Origin of the sequence: Cellulosimicrobium sp. SH8, from assembly GCF_025818875.1 — a bacterium.
GTDB classification, from domain to species: domain Bacteria; phylum Actinomycetota; class Actinomycetes; order Actinomycetales; family Cellulomonadaceae; genus Cellulosimicrobium; species Cellulosimicrobium cellulans_D.
Genome location: NZ_JAMXMH010000012.1, coordinates 133835 through 152008, shown reverse-complemented (window position 1 = coordinate 152008; position 18174 = coordinate 133835). Strand labels below are relative to the sequence as shown.

The window sequence follows — 18174 nt, the reverse complement described above, 5'->3', positions numbered from 1 at the left end:
CGGGCGGGCGCACCGGGTGGGCGTGGGTGGCGTGCGGCAGGCTGGACCCGTGACCGCCTCGATCCCCCTGCCCGACGACGTCCCGCGGCCGGGCACGTCCGCGGGGGGCTCCCGGCCCGGGGACCGCGGCCCGCTCCCGGCGCGCGCGCTCGAGACGAGCGCGGAGCACCCGTGGCCCGTGCGGCTCCTCGCCCGCAAGATCGAGCAGTACGTGGAGCGGATGGCTCCCGTGTGGGTCGAGGGGCAGGTCGTGCAGCTCAACCGGAGACCGGGCACGTCGACGGCGTTCCTCACGCTGCGCGACACGGACCTGGACATGTCCCTGCCCGTGTCCGCGGCCACGCGCGTGCTGGACGGCACGCCGCTCGCGGAGGGCGCGCACGTCGTCGTGCACGCCAAGCCGGTCTTCTGGACGCGGCGCGGCACGCTCCAGCTCCAGGCGCGCGAGGTCCGGCCGGTCGGTGTGGGCGACCTGCTCGCGCGCATCGAGCACCTCAAGCGTGTGCTCGCCGCCGAGGGGCTGTTCGACACCGACCGCAAGCTGCCGCTGCCGTTCCTGCCGAAGGTCGTCGGGCTGGTGTGCGGCCGGGAGTCCAAGGCGGAGCACGACGTGGTGGTCAACGCGCGCGCCCGCTGGCCCCAGGTCCGGTTCGAGATCCGGGAGGTCGCGGTCCAGGGCGCGCACGCCGTCCAGCAGGTCGGCGACGCGATCCGGGCGCTCGACGCCCACCCGGACGTCGAGGTGATCGTCGTCGCGCGCGGCGGCGGCGCGGTCGAGGACCTGCTGCCGTTCTCGAACGAGGCCCTCGTCCGGGTCGCGGCGGCGTGCCGCACGCCGCTCGTGAGTGCGATCGGGCACGAGACGGACAGCCCGCTCCTCGACCTCGTGGCGGACTACCGCGCCTCGACCCCGACGGCCGCCGCGCGGCGTGTCGTCCCGGACGTCGCGGAGGAGCGGGCCCGGACGGCCCAGGGCCTCCACCGGCTGCGCACCGCGATCGCCGGGCGCGTGGCGCGCGAGCAGGCCCTGCTCGACGGCCTCCGCTCCCGCCCGGTGCTGGCCGCCCCCGGCACGATGCTCGCCGACCACGCCGAGCGCGTCGTCGCGCTGCGCGACCGCGCACGGCGCGCCCTCGACACGCGGCTCGTGCGCGCCTCGGGAGAGGTGGGCCGGCTGGAGGGCCAGGTCCGGGCGCTGTCGCCGGCGTCGACGCTCGAGCGGGGGTACGCCGTCGTGCAGCGTGCGGACGGCCACGTGGTCCGCTCCCCCGACGACGTCGCGGCGGGCGACGTCGTCCACGTGCGGCTCGCGCGCGGTGCGCTCGACGCGGCGGTCACCGCCACGCACGACGGCGAGCCCTCGTCCGACGCCTCCCGGGACGCGTCGTGAGGCGCATCCTGCATCCCGCGGCGCCCGGTTCCCGGACGCCTGGTCCGACCATGACGCACAGATGGGGTTGAATACTGCCGTGACTTCCTTTGACAACGCTGTCACGACCGACGTCGCGACGCTCTCCTACGAGCAGGCGCGCGACGAGCTCGTGCAGGTCGTCGCGCGGCTCGAGGCCGGCGGAGAGCCGCTCGAGGCGTCGCTCGCGCTCTGGGAGCGCGGCGAGGCGCTGGCCGCGCGCTGCCAGGAGTGGCTCGACGGCGCCCGGGCCCGGCTCGACGCCGCGCGCTCCCCGGAGGCACGCACGCACGACGAGTCCGACGACACCCCCGACGACACCACCGGAGACGACCGATGAGCACCTCCCCCGCCGCCCCTTCGACCGACGACGCGCCTGCGCACGGCGAGCACGTGCTCGTCGTCGGCGAGGCGTTGATCGACGTGGTGCACCGCGCCGACGGCAGCGTCGACGAGCACCCCGGCGGGAGCCTCGCCAACGTCGCGCTGACCCTGGGACGGCTCGGCCGCGACGCCCGGCTCGCCACGTGGCTCGGCCAGGACGCGCGCGGCGACGTGATCCGCGCCTGGCTCGACGACTCCTCCGTGACCCTCGCCCCGGGCAGCACGGGCGCCGCCGCGACGAGCGTCGCCACGGCACACCTCGACGAGCAGGGGGCGGCGACCTACGAGTTCGACCTCGAGTGGCGCGTCCCGGTGGGCACGGCGGCCGCCACCGACACCCTCGCCGTGCACACGGGTTCGATCGCCGCGGTGCTCGAGCCCGGCGCAGCCGACGTGCGCGCACTCGTCGCGGCCGCGCGCGAGACCGCGACGATCACGTACGACCCCAACGCCCGCCCCGCCCTCATGGGCGACCCCGCCGACGCGCTCGCCCGGATCGAGGCGCTCGTCGCGCTGGCCGACGTCGTCAAGGTCAGCGACGAGGACGTCGCGTGGCTCGTGCCGGGTGCGGACCCGGTCGCCGTCGCGCACCGGTGGCTCGCGCTCGGCCCCGCGCTCGTCGTCGTGACGTTCGGCGGCGAGGGAGCGGTCGCCGTCACCGCTGCCGGAGAACAGCGCGTCGCCGCGCCGCGCGTGGGCGTCGTCGACACCGTCGGGGCGGGCGACTCCTTCATGGGCGCGCTCGTCGACGGGCTCTGGGACGCGGGCCTGCTCGGCGCGGACCGCCGCGACGCCCTGCGCGCGATCGACGCAGCAACGCTCGCCGGTCTGCTCGAGCGCTGCGTCGCCGTCGCCGCGATCACCGTCTCGCGCGCGGGCGCCAACCCGCCGCGCCGCACCGAGCTCGCGCGCGCCTGACCCGGCGTCCGAGGGGCTCCGTCACGTCCGAGGTGCACCGGGTGGGACACCTCGGACGTGAGGAGTGCCTCGCGGTCGTCAGACCTGGGCGTCCTGCTTCTGGGCCCGCTCGAGGGACCGCTTGCGGTCCTCGGCGTTCTCCTCCTCGATCCGGTCGGCCTCGGCGTCGTCGCGGGTGAGGTTCTCGCTCGTCTCGGGGTCGAAGATCATCATCTTCGTCGGGTCGAACCAGAGCTCCGTGGTGTCGCCGTCGCGCACGCGCGACGCGGAGTCCAGGGCGACGACGAACTGGGTGCGCAGGCCCTCGCCGTCGAGCTCGCGGTCCAGCTCCTCGAGCTGGCCCTTGACGGACTCGTGCATCTCGAACGGGACGTACGCGTAGAGCTCGGCCCCGAGCCACTCGGTGACGTCGATCTGGATCTCGAAGGTGTGGCCTCGGTCCTTCTTGGACGGGTCCACGAGCTGCGCGTCCTCGAAGTGCTCGGGCCGCAGCCCCACGATGACCAGTCCGCGGTCCCCCACGACCGACGCGACGTTCTCCGGCATGTCGAACTCGCCGAACGGCAGCGTGATCCGCCCGCCCGACACCTCGCCGGGGAGGAAGTTCATGGGCGGCGTCCCGATGAAGCCCGCGACGAACAGGTTGACGGGCTGCTCGTAGAGCCCGCGCGGGCTCGCGACCTGCTGGAGCACGCCGCGGCGCAGCACGGCGACGCGGTCGCCGAGCGTCATGGCCTCGGTCTGGTCGTGGGTGACGTAGACGGTCGTCGTGCCGAGGCGACGCTGGAGGCGCGCGATCTCCGTGCGCGTCTGCCCGCGCAGCTTGGCGTCGAGGTTGGACAGCGGCTCGTCGAAGAGGAAGGCCTTCGCGTCGCGCACGATCGCGCGCCCCATCGCGACGCGCTGGCGCTGCCCGCCCGACAGGTTCGCGGGCTTGCGGTCCAGGTGCTCGCGCAGGTCGAGCATGTCGGCTGCCCGCTCGACCTTCTCGCGGATCTCGGCCTCGCTGTGCTTGCCCTTCGCGAGGCGCAACGGGAACGCGATGTTCTCCGCGACCGTGAGGTGCGGGTAGAGCGCGTAGTTCTGGAACACCATCGCGAGGTCGCGCTCGCGCGGCGCCTTCTCGTTGACGCGCACGTCGTCGATGTCGAGCTCGCCGGACGTGATGTCCTCGAGCCCGACGATCATGCGCAGGACCGTCGACTTCCCCGAGCCGGACGGCCCGACGAGGATGACGAACTCGCCGTCGGCGATGTCGAGGTTCACGCGGTCGACCGCGAGGAACCCGTCGCCGTAGCGCTTGACGATGTCCTTGAGGGTGATCGACGCCATCAGCTCTCTCCTCGGGTTCGGCGTGCGGCACGGTGCCCGACGGCGCGGGCGGGGCGCGGCGGCGCCGCGGCGGGCTGCGGGGTTGGCTGCCGGGCGGTCGCCCGGCGATCAGTCGTGCTCATCCCTTCACCGCCCCCTGGGTGAGACCGGAGACGATCTGACGCTGGAAGAGCACGACCAGCACCACGACCGGGATCGTCACGACGACGGCCGCCGCGGAGATCGCGCCGGTCGGCTCCTCGAAGTACGACGCACCGGTGAAGAACGCCAGCGCGGCCGGGACCGGGCGCGCGGCGCTCGTCGACGTGAGCGAGATGCCGTAGACGAAGTCGTTCCACGCGATGAAGAAGGCGATGAGCGCCGTCGTGAAGACGCCGGGCGCCGCGAGCGGGACGATCGCCTTGCGGAAGGCCTGCCACGGCGTCGCGCCGTCGACCTGGGCTGCCTGCTCCAACTCCCACGGGATCTGGCGGAAGAACGCGGCGAGCGTCCAGATGGAGATCGGGAGCGTGAGCGACAGGTACGGGATGATGAGACCGAGCCACGTGTCGTAGAGGCCGATGTTGCGCCACAGGTTGAACAGCGGCGTGACGATCGAGACGACCGGGAAGATCGACACACCGAGCGCCGTCGTAAGGATGAGGCGCTTGCCCGGGAAGTTCAGGCGTGCGATGGCGTAGGCGCACAGCGTGGCGAGCACGACGGCGATGACCGTCGCGATGAGCGAGATGCCGATCGAGTTGCGCAGCGCGGAGAGGAACAGCTCCTGCGCCGAGCCGCCCGTGGCGAGGATCTGCTCGTAGTTGTCGGTGCTCCACTGCGGCGGCAGGAACGTCCCGGAGTTGATGTCGCTGGGACCCTTGAAGCTCGTCATGAAGATCGACAGCACGGGGAACAGCGCCCCGACGAGGACGACGACCGTGATGACGGCCCACCAGATCTTGGCCCGGGTGCTGAGGACGCTGCCCATCACTTCTCCCCCCTCGCGCCGGCGAGATCCACCTTGAAGAGCTTGATCGCGATGAAGCAGATGAGCACGACGCACAGGAACAGCAGCACGGAGATCGCCGAGCCCATGCCGATCTGGAGCTGGCCGATCGAGGTGCGGTACGCGAGCAGCGAGAGCACCTCCGTGCCGTTGGCACCGTTCGTCATGATGAAGACGTTGTCGAAGATGCGGAACGCGTCGAGCGCGCGGAACAGGACGGCGACCATGATCGCGGCCTTCATGTTCGGCACGATGACCCGCGTGAACCGCTGCCACGCGGTCGCCCCGTCGACCTTCGCGGCCTCCTCGAGGTCGCCCGGCACCTGCGCCAGGCCGGCGAGCAGCAGGAGGGAGATGAACGGTGTCGTCTTCCACACCTCGGACGCGATGATGACGAACAGGCTCGTGCCCTGCTGCGCGAACCAGTTGAGGTCCGGTCCGACGCCGGGCACCCAGTCGAACCAGTGGTTGACGTACCCGGACGTGATGTCGAACGCGTAGAACCACGCGAACGCCGAGACGACCGTGATGATCCCGTACGGCACGAGGATCGCGGTGCGCAGGAGCCCGCGCAGGCGCTTGATCGCGCGGTGCATGACGAGCGCGAGCGCGAAGCCGAGGACGAGCTCGATGGCGACGGTGATGACGGTGATGAGGAGGGTGACCCACAGGGCCTTCCACCAGACGGGGTCCGTGAGGATCACGACGTAGTTGTTGATCCCGACGAACGCCCGGTCGTCCGGAGCCGTGAGCTTGTAGTTGAAGAGCGAGTCGTAGACGGCCTGAAGGATCGGGTACAGCGTCACGGCGAGCATGACGACGAACGCCGGCCCGGCGAGGTACCACCCGAGGCGTGCCTCGGCGCGGGCGCGGTCGCTGCGCGCGGCCTTCGCGGCGGCGTCGGGCGCGCCGCGGGAGTCCTCCCGGGACTCGCGACGGGACGCGTCGCCGCGGCGGGTCGGCGCGTCCTCGGTGGCGGTCGAGGGAGTGGAGGCGTGCCGGCCGCGGGGTGCGGGCTCGGCAGGAGGTCCGGCGTTCACAGGAGTCGCTCCCCTCGCAGGACGGCGGTGATGAACTCGGTGGACTGCTGCGGGGTCGTGTCGGGGTCGACGGACGCGGGCGGGTACCACGTCTGCTGCAGGCCCGTGGAGACCTCGTTGTAGAACGGCGTCTGCGGTCGCGGCGCGGCCTGGTCGAGCGAGTCGCGGATGACGTCGTACATGGGGAACGCCTTCTGGACGTCGGGGTCGTCGTAGGCCTTGGTGCTCGCCGCGGGGTTGCCGTTGGTGACGAAGTACTCGGCCTGGTTCTCCGGGCTGACGATGCACTGCGCCGCCTCGTACGCGAGGTCGGTGTGCTTGCCGAACGCCCCGATGCCGAGCGAGATGCCGCCGTAGGGCGGGCGGGCGTCCTCGCCCTCGGTGGTCTGCGGGTAGAGGGCCCAGCCGATGTCGTCGAGCAGCGACTGGTCGAGCGATCCCGCGTCGACCGCGCCCTGGGTGGAGGACCAGACGAACGGCCAGTTGACCATGAACGAGCCGCGGTCGCCCTGGAACTTGGTGAGGGACGCGGGCTCGTCCTCGCTCGGGAGTCCCGGTCCGCCGACGCCCGACGTGCCGATGTCGCCGATGATGGTCGCGGCCGCCTTGCCCGCGTCGGAGTCGAGGCCGAGCTTCACCTCGTCCGCCGGTGCCTCCGGGTTCTCGAGGATGTGCCCACCGGCGCCCTCGACGAGCGCGTTGATCCACACCGTCAGCGACTCGGCCTTGGCACCCTGGACCGCGAGGAGCTTGTCCTGGTCCTGCGCGGCCTGCATGATCTGGTCCCACGTGACGGGCTGCGACATGTCGAGCCCCGCGGCCTCGGCGACCGACTTGCGGTACCAGAGGAGCTGGGTGTTGGCCCAGAACGGGATGGCGACCAGCTCGTCCTTCCACGTCGACGCGTCGATCGCGCCCTGCACGACGTCCTGCGTCGTCGCGTCGGCGACGTCGTCGGGGACGGGAGCCAGGAAGTCGGCCTCCGCGAACTCGGCGATAAACACCGGGTCGAGGCTCATGATGTCGATCGACGAGTCCTTCGCCGCGAGGCGGCGGGCGAGCTGCTCCCGCTGTGACGCGGCGTCGCGCGGCAGGAGCTCGGTCTGGATCCGGTACGCGCCCCCGGCAGCCTCCGTGCAGGAGGCGGCGATGTCGGCCTGGCCGCCGTTGTCCGGGTTGATGTACCACGTGAGCACCGGCGTCCCGTCGTCGCCCGGGCCGCACGCGGCGAGCGGCGCCACGAGCCCCACGGCGACCAGGACGGCGAGCGCTCGGGTGCGTCGACGCACGTCAGCTCCCCTCGGTCGCGGCTTCCCCGTCTCCGGGGTGTCACCCTCCATGGCTACACCTCCCGGGCGCGGCCCGCCATGCGAACGGGCACGTCATGAGGGCCGCGGGGTGCGCGATGATGGGGGCCATGACCTCTCCCACCTCCGCGCCGCCGGCCCGTTCGCTCACCCCCGCCGAGGCGTGGGCGACGCTGCGGGCGGGCAACGACCGTTTCGTCGCCGACGCTCCGATCCATCCCTCGCAGGGCGCGGACCGACGACGGGAGACCTCCGCGGCGCAGCACCCGCACACGGTGCTGTTCGGGTGCTCGGACTCGCGTGTCGCGGCGGAGATCATCTTCGACCAGGGGCTCGGCGACATGTTCGTCGTGCGGACCGCGGGGCACGTCGTCGACACGACCGTGCTCGGGTCGATCGAGTACGGCGTGGAGATCCTGTCCGCGCCGCTCGTCGTGGTCCTCGGGCACGACTCGTGCGGCGCCGTGGGCGCCGCGGTGGAGACGCTCACGACGGGCGCCCAGGCCGACGGGTTCGTCCGGGCCGTCGTCGACCGGGTCATCCCGTCGATCGCGAAGATCACGGGTGCCGGGAACGGCTCGCTGGAGAACCTCGACCCTGCCGTGCTGCGCCGCGAGCACGTGCGCAACACGGTCGACATGCTCCACTCGTACTCCGCCGGGCTCGCGGCCGCGGTCGCGGAGGGGCGCTGCGCGATCGTCGGCGTCGAGTACGACTTCGCGGAGGGTCGTGCCCACCTGGTCGACGTCGTGGGCGACGTCGGCGAGGCACCCCTCGCCGACGCCTGAGGCGGCGACGCCGGCGCGTGACCGGCCCGCCCCGCGGCCCGCGTGACCTCGGTCACGCGGGTTGCGGGTGCCCGCGCGCGGTGCGGCAGGATGGCCCCATGACTGCATCTCCCGAGGCTTCCGGCGCCGCCGCCGGCGAGGCCGCACCGACGACCGAGTACCGCATCGAGCACGACACCATGGGCGAGGTGCGCGTCCCCGCGCAGGCTCTCTACCGCGCGCAGACGCAGCGTGCCGTGGAGAACTTCCCGATCTCCGGCACCCCGCTCGAGCGCGGCCACATCGAGGCCCTCGCGCGCGTGAAGAAGGCCGCGGCCCGGGCGAACGCCGAGCTCGGCGTGCTCGACGAGGACGTCGCCGGCGCCATCGTCGCCGCGGCCGACGAGGTCGCGTCGGGCGTGCACGACGCGCACTTCCCGGTGGACGTCTACCAGACCGGGTCCGGGACGTCGTCGAACATGAACACGAACGAGGTCCTCGCGACGCTCGCGACGCGCTCGCTCGGGCGCGACGTGCACCCGAACGACCACGTGAACGCGTCGCAGTCGTCGAACGACGTGTTCCCCACGTCGGTCCACGTCGCCGCGACGGCCGGGGTCGTGCGCGACCTGGTGCCCGCGCTGGGGCACCTCGCCGAGGCGCTCGAGGCGAAGTCCGCCGAGTTCGCCACGGTCGTCAAGTCGGGCCGCACGCACCTCATGGACGCCACTCCCGTGACGCTCGGCCAGGAGTTCGGCGGGTACGCCGCCGCGATCCGCTACGGCATCGAGCGGCTGGAGTCGGCGCTCCCCCGTGCTGCGGAGGTCCCGCTCGGCGGCACCGCCGTCGGCACGGGCATCAACACGCCCGCCGGGTTCCCGCAGCGCGTCATCGCGCTGCTCGTCGAGGACACGGGCCTGCCGCTCACCGAGGCGCGCGACCACTTCGAGGCGCAGTCGTCGCGCGACGGCCTCGTCGAGCTCTCCGGCGCGCTGCGCACCATCGCCGTGTCGCTCACCAAGATCTGCAACGACCTGCGCTGGATGGGCTCCGGCCCCAACACGGGCCTGGGCGAGATCTTCATCCCCGACCTGCAGCCGGGCAGCTCGATCATGCCGGGCAAGGTCAACCCGGTCGTCCCGGAGGCCGTGCTCATGGTCGCCGCGCGCGTAATCGGCAACGACGCGACCGTGGCCTGGGCCGGCGCGTCGGGCTCGTTCGAGCTCAACGTCCAGATCCCGGTCATCGCGCAGGGCGTCCTCGAGTCGATCCGCCTCCTCGCCAACGCGTCCCGCGTGCTCGCCGACAAGACCGTCGCGGGCATCACCGCGAACGTCGAGCGGGCGCTCGCGCTCGCCGAGTCCTCGCCGTCGATCGTCACGCCGCTCAACCGCGTGATCGGCTACGAGGCGGCGGCGAAGGTCGCGAAGCACTCCGTCAAGGAGGGCCTCACCGTCCGCCAGGCCGTGATCGACCTCGGCTTCGTCGAGCGCGGCGAGGTCACCGAGGCGCAGCTCGACGAGGCGCTCGACGTGCTGTCGATGACGCGTCCGCCGCAGGCCTGATCCGCCGGGACGACCGGTCCGCCCGAGAGCCGGGCGGGGTGCGCACGCATCCCGCCCGGCTCTCGGCGTCCGGGCGGCCGGGCGTCTCGGCGGACGGTCAGTAGTCGACCGGGTCCAGGCGGCGAAGGACGACGCCCAGCAGCCGCGCGAGCTCGGCGCGCTCGTCCTCGTCGAGGTCCGCGAGCGCCGCGCGCTCCCGGTCAAGCTGCTGCGGGAACACCTCGTCGACGAGCGCGACGCCGTCCACCGTGAGGGCGACGAGGACGCCGCGACGGTCCCGCTCCGCGACGGTCCGCTCGACGAGCCCGGCGCGCTCGAGCCGGTCGAGGCGTTTGGTGATCGACGCACCGGGGGCGCCGGTCATCGTCGTGACCTCTCCCGCGCGCAGCGGCCGGCCCGCGCGGCGGAGCGCGGCGAGCACGTCGAACTCCGCGCGCGAGACGTCGTGGCGGGCGGCCGACCGTTCGAGCGCGCCTTCCAGGAGTCCGGCGACGCGCCGGAGCCGCGCCCCGACGGCGGAGGTCGAGGTGTCGAGGTCCGGTCGCTGCTCGGCCCACTCCGCACGCACGCGGTCCACGTAGTCCACGGTCCCAGGATAGGGCGGGCATCACAGTATTTCACTAGTGAAACATCATCGAATAACCGGTACCCTGGGGCGGTCATGCCTCTCCTCACCCCCGCACCAGCCCCCGTCCCCTCCCCGGCGCCGTCCGCGCTCGCGCCCGTGCGCTCCGCCGCCCGGGACGCCCTCGACCCCGCCCACCTGCGCGCCGCGCTCCGCGTGAGCCCTGCCGACGCGACGCTCGCCGCCGCGCTGCGGTGCGGCGCGGCCGTCGCCCTCGCGATCGCAGTGCCGGGCCTGCTCGGCCGCCCCGACCTCGCGGCGTTCGCGTCGCTCGGTGCGCTCACGTCGCTCTACGGCCGGTACGACCCCTACCGACGCCGCGCCGCCCTGCTCGCCACCGTCGGCGTCCTGATGACCGGCACGATCACGGCGTTCACCGTCCTTGCGGTCGTCGGCGCGCCCACGCTCGCGACGACCGTGGCCGTCGCCGTGCTCGCCGCAGGTGCGACGGCCTTCTGCCTCCTCGTCCGGACCGGTCCGCCGGGGGCGACGATCGTCGTCTTCGCCGCCGGGGCCGGGCTCGCCGGGTCCCCTTCGCTCGCCGATCTCGGCCCGCGCGTGCTCGCCGGTGCCCTCGGCGCACTCCTCGCATGGCTCGTCTGCATGGCCGGCGCGCTCGTGCGCCCGACGGCGCCCGCACGCCTCGCCGTCCGGCGCGCCGCCGACGCCGCGGCGGTGGTCGCGCGGGAGGCCTCGCGCGGCGCGGACGCCGCCGGCCTGCGGCCGACCGACGCAGCGCTCGCCGTTCCGACCCCGCACGGCGCGCACGCCGCCCGGGCCGCCGTCGGCCGGGCGCGCGAGGTGCTCGCCGACGACGCGTCGTGGCGCGTGCCCCGGGACGCCGTCCCTGCGCTCTCCCGCGAGCTCGACGAGATCGAGCGGGCCCTCGACGCCCTGGGCGTCCCGCGCGAGGACGCCGCTGCGCCCGTCCGTGCCTCGCTCACCGCTCAGGCGCGGTCCCGCGTCCGTGGCCCGTGGCGGCTCGCGACGGCGCGCGTCGGGGTCGCCGGTCTCGTCGCGGGCGGCCTCGCCGCTGTCGCCGGCCTCGGGCACGCCGCCTGGGCGACCATGGGCTCGACCGCCGTCCTCCAGGGCGAGTCGGCCCGCCACGCCGTCGTGCGGGCCATCCAGCGCGGGGCCGGCACCGTCACGGGAGCGCTGCTCGCGTGGCCGCTGCTCGCGGCGCCGCTCGGCTTCTGGGGGACGGCCGCCGTGGTCGTGGTGCTGCAGACCGTGACCGAGACGATCGTGGGCCGCCACTACGGCCTCGCGATGCTCACCATCACGCCCATGGCGCTCCTCATGACGTCGCTCGCGCACCCGGCCGACCCTGCCGGGCTCGCCCTCGACCGCGCGCTCGACACGGTCCTGGGTGCCGTCGTCGGCGTCCTCGCGGTGGTCCTCGTCCACCCGCGGACCCGCCCCCGCACGAGCGAGATCCCCGGTCCGCCGAGGTAGAGGCCCGGCACCGCGAGGGAGAGGCCTGGTCAGGACCATGCCTCTCCCTCGCGGCGGGTCACACCTCGATCGACTCCAGCATCTCCGTGACGAGCGCCGCGACGGGCGAGCGCTCGGAGCGCGTGAGCGTCACGTGGGCGAACAGCGGATGGCCCTTGAGCGCCTCGATGACCGCGGCGACGCCGTCGTGCCGCCCCACGCGCAGGTTGTCGCGCTGCGCGACGTCGTGCGTGAGGACGACTCGCGACGACTGCCCGATGCGCGAGAGGACCGTGAGCAGCACGTTGCGCTCGAGCGACTGGGCCTCGTCGACGATGACGAACGCGTCGTGCAGCGAGCGTCCGCGGATGTGCGTGAGGGGCAGCACCTCGAGCATCTCGCGGTCGATCACCTCGTCGAGCACCTGCGGGGAGACGAGCGCGCCGAGCGTGTCGTAGACGGCCTGCGCCCACGGGTTCATCTTCTCGGCCTCGGATCCCGGGAGGTAGCCGAGCTCCTGCCCGCCCACCGCGTAGAGCGGGCGGAACACCATGACCTTGCGGTGCTGCCGGCGCTCCATCACCGCCTCGAGTCCCGCGCACAGCGCGAGCGCCGACTTGCCCGTCCCCGCCCGGCCGCCGAGCGACACGATCCCGACGGACTCGTCGAGGAGCAGGTCGATCGCGACGCGCTGCTCTGCCGAGCGACCGTGCAGCCCGAACAGCTCGCGGTCGCCGCGCACGAGCTGGACGTGCTTGTCCGCGGTGACCCGGCCGAGGGCCGAACCGCGCGGCGAGTGCACCACGAGCCCCGTGTGGCAGTGCAGCGGCCCGGCGGCCTCGACGACCTCCGGGTCCAGGCTCGTCAGCTCGACCGACTCGTGCTCCCAGAGCGCCGCGGCCTCCGCGTCGGTGAAGGAGATCTCCCCCATGCCGGTCCAGCCCGAGTCCACGGCGAGCTCGTGGCGGTACTCCTCCGCGCGCAGCCCGACCGCCGACGCCTTGACCCGCATCGGCAGGTCCTTGGACACGACCGTCACGTCGTGGCCCTCCGCCGCGAGGTTCGCGGCGACGGAGAGGATGCGGGTGTCGTTGTCGCCCAGCCGGAAGCCGGCGGGCAGCACGTCGGGATCGGTGTGGTTGAGCTCGACGCGCAGGGTCCCGCCGACGTCGCCGACGGGGATCGGTGCGTCGAGCCGGCCGTGCTTCACGCGCAGGTCGTCGAGCATGCGCAGCGCGCTGCGGGCGAAGTACCCCAGCTCGGCGTGATGGCGCTTGGCCTCCAGCTCGGTGATGACGACGACCGGGAGGACGACGTCGTGCTCGGCGAACCGCCCGATCGCGCGGGGGTCGCTCAGCAGGACGGAGGTGTCGACGACGAACGTGCGGCGCGCGTCGTCGCCCCCATCGTCCTGCGGGGTGGGTGAGGTACCGGGGGTGGGTGAGGTGCGGACCACGAGGGCTCCCCTCCGGCGCGCGGGCGCCGTTCTCTCTCTGGGCGAGGCAGGCGACCGGCCGTCGGGCCGTGGGTGCCACGGCTCAGCAGCGCCGGTGCCGGCCCTCCTGAGCGGAGCGTGAACCCCATCGGCTGGCCTCCCGGAGGACGGCGGTGGTGCCGTCCGTCTCCTCGAAACTACGCCCGTGTGATTCCGCGCACCACCCCCGACACACCTCCGGGACGAGGTTTAACCCCCCGTTCACGCGAGGGTCCGGAGGCGTGCTCGAGTCAGTGCTCGACGTGCTTCGGTGCCATCGCGATCGCGCACACGAAGCCCACCACCAGCACCGCGGCCGTGACGGCGAGGGTCTGCCCGACGGCGGTCGCGAACCCCTGGTGGAACGCGGCCGTGGCGGCGTCGGTCACCTGGCGCGCGACGTCGTCGGGCACCCCGGGCGGGAGGTCGAACGACCCGCCCGCACCGCCCCCCTGGAGGGAGCCCGCGTTCGCGAACCCGTCGACGAACTGCTGGCGGAACTGCTCGGGGAGCGACGCCGCCGCGTCCCGCGCGGCCGCCGGGAGGGTGACGGCGAGGCGCGCGGTGAGCGTCGCGACGATCGCCGCGGAGCCGATGACGCCGCCCACCTGGCGCGTGGTGTTGAAGGCGCCCGCCCCGGCGCCCGCGGTGCGATGGTCGAGGCCCGACGTCGCGAGGTTGGCGAGCGGCGAGAACACGCAGCCCGTGCCGATGCCGAACAGCGCCATGGGCAGCACGATCGTCACGACCGACACGCCGGGGCCCACGACTGCGGCGAGCCAGCCGATCGCGACCGCGAGGACGCCGAACCCCGTCGCCACGACCCACTTGGCGGGCACCTTGTCGGACAGGCGACCCGCGAGGGGCGCGACGATCCCGGAGACGAGCGACCCCGGCAGGTTGACGAGCGCGGCGTGCAGCGGGGACAGCCCGAGGATCGACTGCAGGAAGATCGTCAGGGGGAAGAAGATGCCGATCATCGCGAACGAGACCGACATGCCGGCGACGTTGGCGAGCGAGAAGTTCCGGGAGCGGAAGAGCTTCAGCGGCAGGAGCGCGCCGTCGCCGAGGTGGCGCTGCCACAGGACGAACCCCACGAGCACCAGCAGCCCGGCGCCGATGACGCCCCAGACCGTGATCGGGCCGGTGATGGTGCCCCAGTCGTACGTCTCGCCCTCCTGGAGGCCGAAGACGACGGCGAACAGGCCGACGACCGAGAGCACGACGCCGAGGACGTCGAACGAGCGCTTGTTCGTCGCGAGGCGCGGCAGGCGCGTGAGCGCGAACCACAGCGCCACGACGCCGACCGGCACGTTGACGAAGAAGATCCACTCCCAGCCCCACGACTCGACGAACACGCCGCCGAGCAGCGGTCCGGCGATCGTCGCGACGCCCGCCGTGGCGCCCCACAGGCCCATGGCCGCACCACGCTGCCGCGGCGGGAAGACGCGCGTGATCATCGCCATGGTCTGCGGCGTCATGAGCGCCGCGCCGACGCCCTGGACGACGCGCGCCGCGATGAGCATCTCGATGGAGCCCGAGAACCCGCACCAGGCGGACGCGAGCGTGAACACCAGCAGGCCGACGACGAACACCGGCTTGGGGCCGTACCGGTCGCCGAGGCGCCCGGCGAGCAGGAGCAGCACCGCGTAGGAGAGCAGGTAGGCGCTGTTCACCCAGCCCACCGCGACGAGCGACGCGTCGAGCTCGGTCTGGAGCGTGGGGACGGCGATGTTCACGATCGTGGTGTCCACCATGATCATGAAGAAGCCGAGGATGAGCGGCGGCAGGATGCTCCAGGCGCTGCGGCCGTGGAGGTCGACGAGGGGCACGACGCGCGAGCCGGCGTCGGCGGGGGCCGGGGCCGTGCTCGGGCTGCTGCCCGGGGTGGGAGTGGTCACGAGGTCTCCTGAGGTGAGGCAGTGCGGGGGAAGCGGAAGGCGTCCGCGGGCTCCTCGGTCCAGCTCAGCGCACCCGACTCGACGTCGGCGATCGTCGCGTCGAGCCACGCGATCTCCGCCGCGGCCTGGTGGAGCTGGAAGGACGCGTCGAGCAGGTAGCGCCGGGGCAGTCCGCGCGCCACGACACCGTCGAGGTGCTCGCGCACCCCGTCCGTCGCCGCGGCGAGAGCCGCGCGGCGCTCGCGCAGGAGCGCGAGGGCGTCGTCGAGCGGGAGGTCGTGCAGGAGCGCGAGCCCGACGGGGAAGGCGGGGTACTCGGGCGGCGTCTCGCGCACGAGCTCCCGCGTGCGGTCGTGGTGCGCGGCGACGCCCGCGTCCGTGATGGCGTAGACCGTGCGCTCCGGCCGGTTGCCGTCCCGGTCGACGCCTGCACGCTCGACGAGGCCGTCGCGCTCGAGCCGGTCGACGGCGTGGTAGACGGCGCCCGGGTTGAGCCGGACGAGGCGGTCGTCGCGCCGCTTGCGCAGGCGTACGAGCATCTCGTACGGGTGCATGGGCTGGTCGAGCAGCACGGCGAGCACGAGGGTCGCCGTTGGGCTGAGGCGCGGTGCGGGCACGGTCGTCTCCGGGACGGTCTCACGGGCGGGAGGAGCGGACGGTGCGGGCGGGCGGCCCGGACGAGGAGGTCCGCGGGGAATATTCCGCTTGGAATATACGCCTCGGCCGAGCGGCGTGTCGACCCCGGACGGTTCGCGCGGTCGTGGCACGCCGCGTAGGTTCACGACCCATGAGCGTCACCGACCTGCTCGACCTCGACGCGACCGCCCTCGCCCACGCGCTCCGGACCGGCGACGCCTCCCCCACCGAGGTGCTCGACGCGACGCTCGACGCCGCCGCGAGCGTCGGCGCGGACGTCGGTGCCTTCACGGTCCTCACCGCCGACCTCGCGCGCACGCAGGCGCTCGCCGCCGAGTCAGCGCTCGTCGCAGCGCGCCGCACGGGGAGCGCGGTCGAGGGGCCCGCGCCCGGTCGACCCGACGGGCTCCCCCCGTTCCTCGGCGTCCCCTGCCCGGTCAAGGACCTCACGATGGTCGAGGGCGTGCCGATCCGTGCCGGGTCGGCAGCGATCGACCCGTTCCCGGCCCCCTACGACGACGGCGTCGTGACGCTCCTGCGCGCCGCGGGCACGGTCATGGTCGGCAAGACGACCACCCCCGAGCTCGGCCTGCCCTGCTACACCGAGCCCGACGTCGGGCCGACCGCCCGCACGCCATGGGACCTCGCGCGGTCCGCGGGCGGGTCGAGCGGTGGCGCGGCGGCCGCGGTGGCGGCGCGCGTCGTCCCCGTCGCGCACGGGAGCGACGGCGGCGGGTCGCTGCGCATCCCGGCGAGCGCGTGCGGGCTCGTCGGGCTCAAGCCGTCGCGCGGGCTCGTGAGCCCGGGGCCGTACGGGGTGGACGGCGCGGGGCTCGCCACGCACGGCGTCCTCACGCGGTCGGTGCGCGACGCCGCGGCCTTCCTCGACGTGCTCGCCCGCCCGTGGCCGGGCGACACCTTCACGGCGCGCCTCGCGACCGCGCCGGGCGAGCGACGGCTCCGGGTCGGGCTCCTGCTCGACCCCGTGATCGCCGCCGACGCCCCCGTGCACCCCGCGTGCGCGGACGCCGCCCGCGCGACCGCGGCGCTCCTCGCCGGGCTCGGGCACGACGTCGTCGAGATCCCCCCGCCCTTCGGCGCCGAGCGCTGGGACGCGTTCGCCGCCCTGTGGTCCGTCGGCGCGCTCCAGGCGCCCGTCCCGCCGGACCGCGAGCACCTGCTCGTCCCGCTCACGCGGTGGTTGCGCGAGCGCGGGCGCGGCGTGAGCGGGCTCGCGTACGCCACGGCCCTCGCCGGGGTGCAGCAGCTCACGCGCGAGGTCGCCGCCGCCTGGGCCGGGGTCGACGTCGTGCTCTCCCCCACGCTCGCCCAGCCGCCCGCGCTCGTCGGCAGCCAGCGGATCGACGACGACCCGGCCGCCGACTTCGCCGCGCAGACCGCGTTCACCCCCTGGACCAGCGTGTGGAACCTCACCGGCCGCCCCGCGATCTCGCTCCCGCTCGGGGAGACGCAGGTCGCCGACCCGGGCCACGCGCAGCGGACCGTCCCCGTCGGTGTCATGCTCGGCGCCGACCACGGCGACGACGCGCTCCTCCTCGCCCTCGCCGCTCGGCTCGAGGAAGCCGCGCCGTGGTCCCACCGACGACCGGGGACAGCGTCGTGACCGCCTACGTCGCCCTGCTGTTCGCCGTCAACGTGGGCGGGCGCAAGGTCCCCTCCACCGCGCTGCGCGAGCTCGCCGGCGAGCTCGGATTCGCGCACGCCCGCACCGTCGTCAACAGCGGCAACCTCGTCGTCGCGCCCGGGACCTCGGGCGTGTCCGGTCCCGACGACGTCGCACGGCTCCTGCACGACGCCGTCGCCGAACGCTTCGGCGTCGACGCCGCCGTCGCGGTGCTCACGACCGAGCGGCTGCGCAAGATCGTCCGCGGCAACCCCCTCCCCGACGACGCGCAGGAGCGGCCCGCCGCGCTCCTCGTCCTCGTGGGCGAGTCCCCGGTCGACCCGGACGGCGCCGCCACGATCGACGACCGCGGCGGGACGGAACGCGCCGCCGTCGCGAACGGCGTCCTCTACGTCGCCTACCCCGACGGCATCGGCCGCTCGACGCTCACGACGGCGGTCCTCACGAAGGCCGCCGGCACCCCGGTCACCGGCCGCAACTGGAACACCATGACCCGCCTCCTCACCCTCGCCGAGGACACCCCCGCCTGACCGCCCCGCCGAGGGAGAGCCACAGTCACGCGAGGTAGAGCCGTGGTTCGGCGAGGTGGGCGTGGTCGGATTTCAAGCCCGCGGGGTCGGGTCCGCGGTAGGGGCTCGGGCCTCAAAGCCCGCGGGTCGGGTCCGCGGTAGGGGCTCGGGCCTCAAAGCCCGCGGGTCGGGTCCGCGGTGGGGGCTCGGGCCTCAAAGCCCGCGGGTCGGGTCCGCG

General features: G+C 73.9%; 16 protein-coding genes. 8 read left to right on the top strand and 8 right to left on the bottom strand.

The window, feature by feature from the left end; all coding sequences use genetic code 11:
• Nucleotides 1-49: 49 nt before the first annotated feature.
• The 3 genes from xseA to NF338_RS17080 all read left to right on the top strand — a co-directional run bounded on the left by xseA (nucleotide 50) and on the right by NF338_RS17080 (nucleotide 2710).
• Nucleotides 50-1390 (top strand): exodeoxyribonuclease VII large subunit, encoded by a 1341-nt coding sequence (gene xseA / locus NF338_RS17090; protein WP_412847116.1) that lies wholly within the window; start codon nucleotides 50-52, stop codon nucleotides 1388-1390.
• A gap of 61 nt (nucleotides 1391-1451) precedes the next feature.
• The gene (locus tag NF338_RS17085) at nucleotides 1452-1748 is read left to right on the top strand and encodes an exodeoxyribonuclease VII small subunit (protein ID WP_412847114.1); all 297 of its coding nucleotides are present in this window, start codon (nucleotides 1452-1454) and stop codon (nucleotides 1746-1748) included.
• Nucleotides 1745-2710, top strand: a complete 966-nt coding sequence (locus NF338_RS17080) for a carbohydrate kinase family protein (RefSeq protein ID WP_264031889.1) — start codon at nucleotides 1745-1747, stop codon at nucleotides 2708-2710. Before NF338_RS17085 ends, NF338_RS17080 begins: the two co-directional genes overlap by 4 nt.
• A 78-nt stretch (nucleotides 2711-2788) precedes the next feature.
• On the opposite strand, the gene NF338_RS17075 is transcribed toward NF338_RS17080, so the two are convergent.
• The 4 genes from NF338_RS17075 to NF338_RS17060 form a co-directional block, all read right to left on the bottom strand.
• Nucleotides 2789-4042 carry an ABC transporter ATP-binding protein gene (locus tag NF338_RS17075; protein WP_264031888.1) on the bottom strand — a complete coding sequence of 418 codons (1254 nt, stop codon included), beginning with the start codon at nucleotides 4040-4042 and terminating at the stop codon, nucleotides 2789-2791.
• A gap of 118 nt (nucleotides 4043-4160) precedes the next feature.
• On the bottom strand, nucleotides 4161-5012 hold the full coding sequence (locus NF338_RS17070; RefSeq protein WP_253051041.1) for a carbohydrate ABC transporter permease: 852 nt from the start codon (nucleotides 5010-5012) through the stop codon (nucleotides 4161-4163).
• On the bottom strand, nucleotides 5012-6070 hold the full coding sequence (locus NF338_RS17065) for a carbohydrate ABC transporter permease (protein WP_264031887.1): 1059 nt from the start codon (nucleotides 6068-6070) through the stop codon (nucleotides 5012-5014). The genes NF338_RS17070 and NF338_RS17065 overlap by 1 nt, the downstream gene beginning before the upstream one ends.
• A complete protein-coding gene (locus tag NF338_RS17060; RefSeq protein ID WP_253051039.1) occupies nucleotides 6067-7359 on the bottom strand; it encodes an extracellular solute-binding protein in 1293 nt (430 codons plus the stop codon). Before NF338_RS17060 ends, NF338_RS17065 begins: the two co-directional genes overlap by 4 nt.
• A gap of 128 nt (nucleotides 7360-7487) precedes the next feature.
• On the opposite strand from NF338_RS17060, the gene NF338_RS17055 reads away from it, so the two are divergent.
• Both NF338_RS17055 and NF338_RS17050 read left to right on the top strand, forming a co-directional pair.
• Complete coding sequence (locus NF338_RS17055; RefSeq protein WP_264031886.1) at nucleotides 7488-8165, top strand: carbonic anhydrase; 678 nt, start codon at nucleotides 7488-7490, stop codon at nucleotides 8163-8165.
• Between the two features lie 98 nt (nucleotides 8166-8263).
• The gene (locus tag NF338_RS17050) at nucleotides 8264-9709 is read left to right on the top strand and encodes a class II fumarate hydratase (protein WP_264031885.1); all 1446 of its coding nucleotides are present in this window, start codon (nucleotides 8264-8266) and stop codon (nucleotides 9707-9709) included.
• Nucleotides 9710-9806: 97 nt separating this feature from the next.
• Here the strand turns inward: NF338_RS17050 and NF338_RS17045 are convergent, their stop codons facing one another.
• A complete protein-coding gene (locus NF338_RS17045; protein ID WP_087471517.1) occupies nucleotides 9807-10295 on the bottom strand; it encodes a MarR family winged helix-turn-helix transcriptional regulator in 489 nt (162 codons plus the stop codon).
• 75 nt (nucleotides 10296-10370) lie between these two features.
• On the opposite strand from NF338_RS17045, the gene NF338_RS17040 reads away from it, so the two are divergent.
• Entirely contained in the window at nucleotides 10371-11792 is a 1422-nt protein-coding gene (locus tag NF338_RS17040; protein WP_264031884.1) for an FUSC family protein, read from the top strand.
• Between the two features lie 58 nt (nucleotides 11793-11850).
• Here NF338_RS17040 and NF338_RS17035 read toward each other — a convergent pair whose 3' ends face one another.
• From NF338_RS17035 to NF338_RS17025, 3 genes are all read right to left on the bottom strand, one after another.
• The gene (locus tag NF338_RS17035; RefSeq protein WP_264031883.1) at nucleotides 11851-13227 is read right to left on the bottom strand and encodes a PhoH family protein; all 1377 of its coding nucleotides are present in this window, start codon (nucleotides 13225-13227) and stop codon (nucleotides 11851-11853) included.
• 269 nt (nucleotides 13228-13496) lie between these two features.
• Complete coding sequence (locus tag NF338_RS17030; protein ID WP_412847108.1) at nucleotides 13497-15146, bottom strand: DHA2 family efflux MFS transporter permease subunit; 1650 nt, start codon at nucleotides 15144-15146, stop codon at nucleotides 13497-13499.
• A complete protein-coding gene (locus tag NF338_RS17025) occupies nucleotides 15143-15763 on the bottom strand; it encodes a PadR family transcriptional regulator (protein ID WP_264031882.1) in 621 nt (206 codons plus the stop codon). Before NF338_RS17025 ends, NF338_RS17030 begins: the two co-directional genes overlap by 4 nt.
• Nucleotides 15764-15933: 170 nt before the next feature.
• Here NF338_RS17025 and NF338_RS17020 point away from each other — a divergent pair, with 170 nt between their 5' ends.
• The gene (locus tag NF338_RS17020; protein WP_264031881.1) at nucleotides 15934-17406 is read left to right on the top strand and encodes an amidase; all 1473 of its coding nucleotides are present in this window, start codon (nucleotides 15934-15936) and stop codon (nucleotides 17404-17406) included.
• Complete coding sequence (locus tag NF338_RS17015) at nucleotides 17403-17957, top strand: DUF1697 domain-containing protein (RefSeq protein ID WP_264031879.1); 555 nt, start codon at nucleotides 17403-17405, stop codon at nucleotides 17955-17957. The genes NF338_RS17020 and NF338_RS17015 overlap by 4 nt, the downstream gene beginning before the upstream one ends.
• The last annotated feature ends 217 nt before the right edge of the window (nucleotides 17958-18174 follow it).

Coding starts and splice junctions, on each gene's coding strand:
- NF338_RS17085 (WP_412847114.1), top strand. CDS start 1,452: ATGGGGTTGAATACTGCCGTGACTTCCTTTGACAACGCTGTCACGACC.
- NF338_RS17080 (WP_264031889.1), top strand. CDS start 1,745: ATGAGCACCTCCCCCGCCGCCCCTTCGACCGACGACGCGCCTGCGCAC.
- NF338_RS17075 (WP_264031888.1), bottom strand. CDS start 4,042: ATGGCGTCGATCACCCTCAAGGACATCGTCAAGCGCTACGGCGACGGG.
- NF338_RS17070 (WP_253051041.1), bottom strand. CDS start 5,012: ATGGGCAGCGTCCTCAGCACCCGGGCCAAGATCTGGTGGGCCGTCATC.
- NF338_RS17055 (WP_264031886.1), top strand. CDS start 7,488: ATGACCTCTCCCACCTCCGCGCCGCCGGCCCGTTCGCTCACCCCCGCC.
- NF338_RS17050 (WP_264031885.1), top strand. CDS start 8,264: ATGACTGCATCTCCCGAGGCTTCCGGCGCCGCCGCCGGCGAGGCCGCA.
- NF338_RS17040 (WP_264031884.1), top strand. CDS start 10,371: ATGCCTCTCCTCACCCCCGCACCAGCCCCCGTCCCCTCCCCGGCGCCG.
- NF338_RS17020 (WP_264031881.1), top strand. CDS start 15,934: ATGAGCGTCACCGACCTGCTCGACCTCGACGCGACCGCCCTCGCCCAC.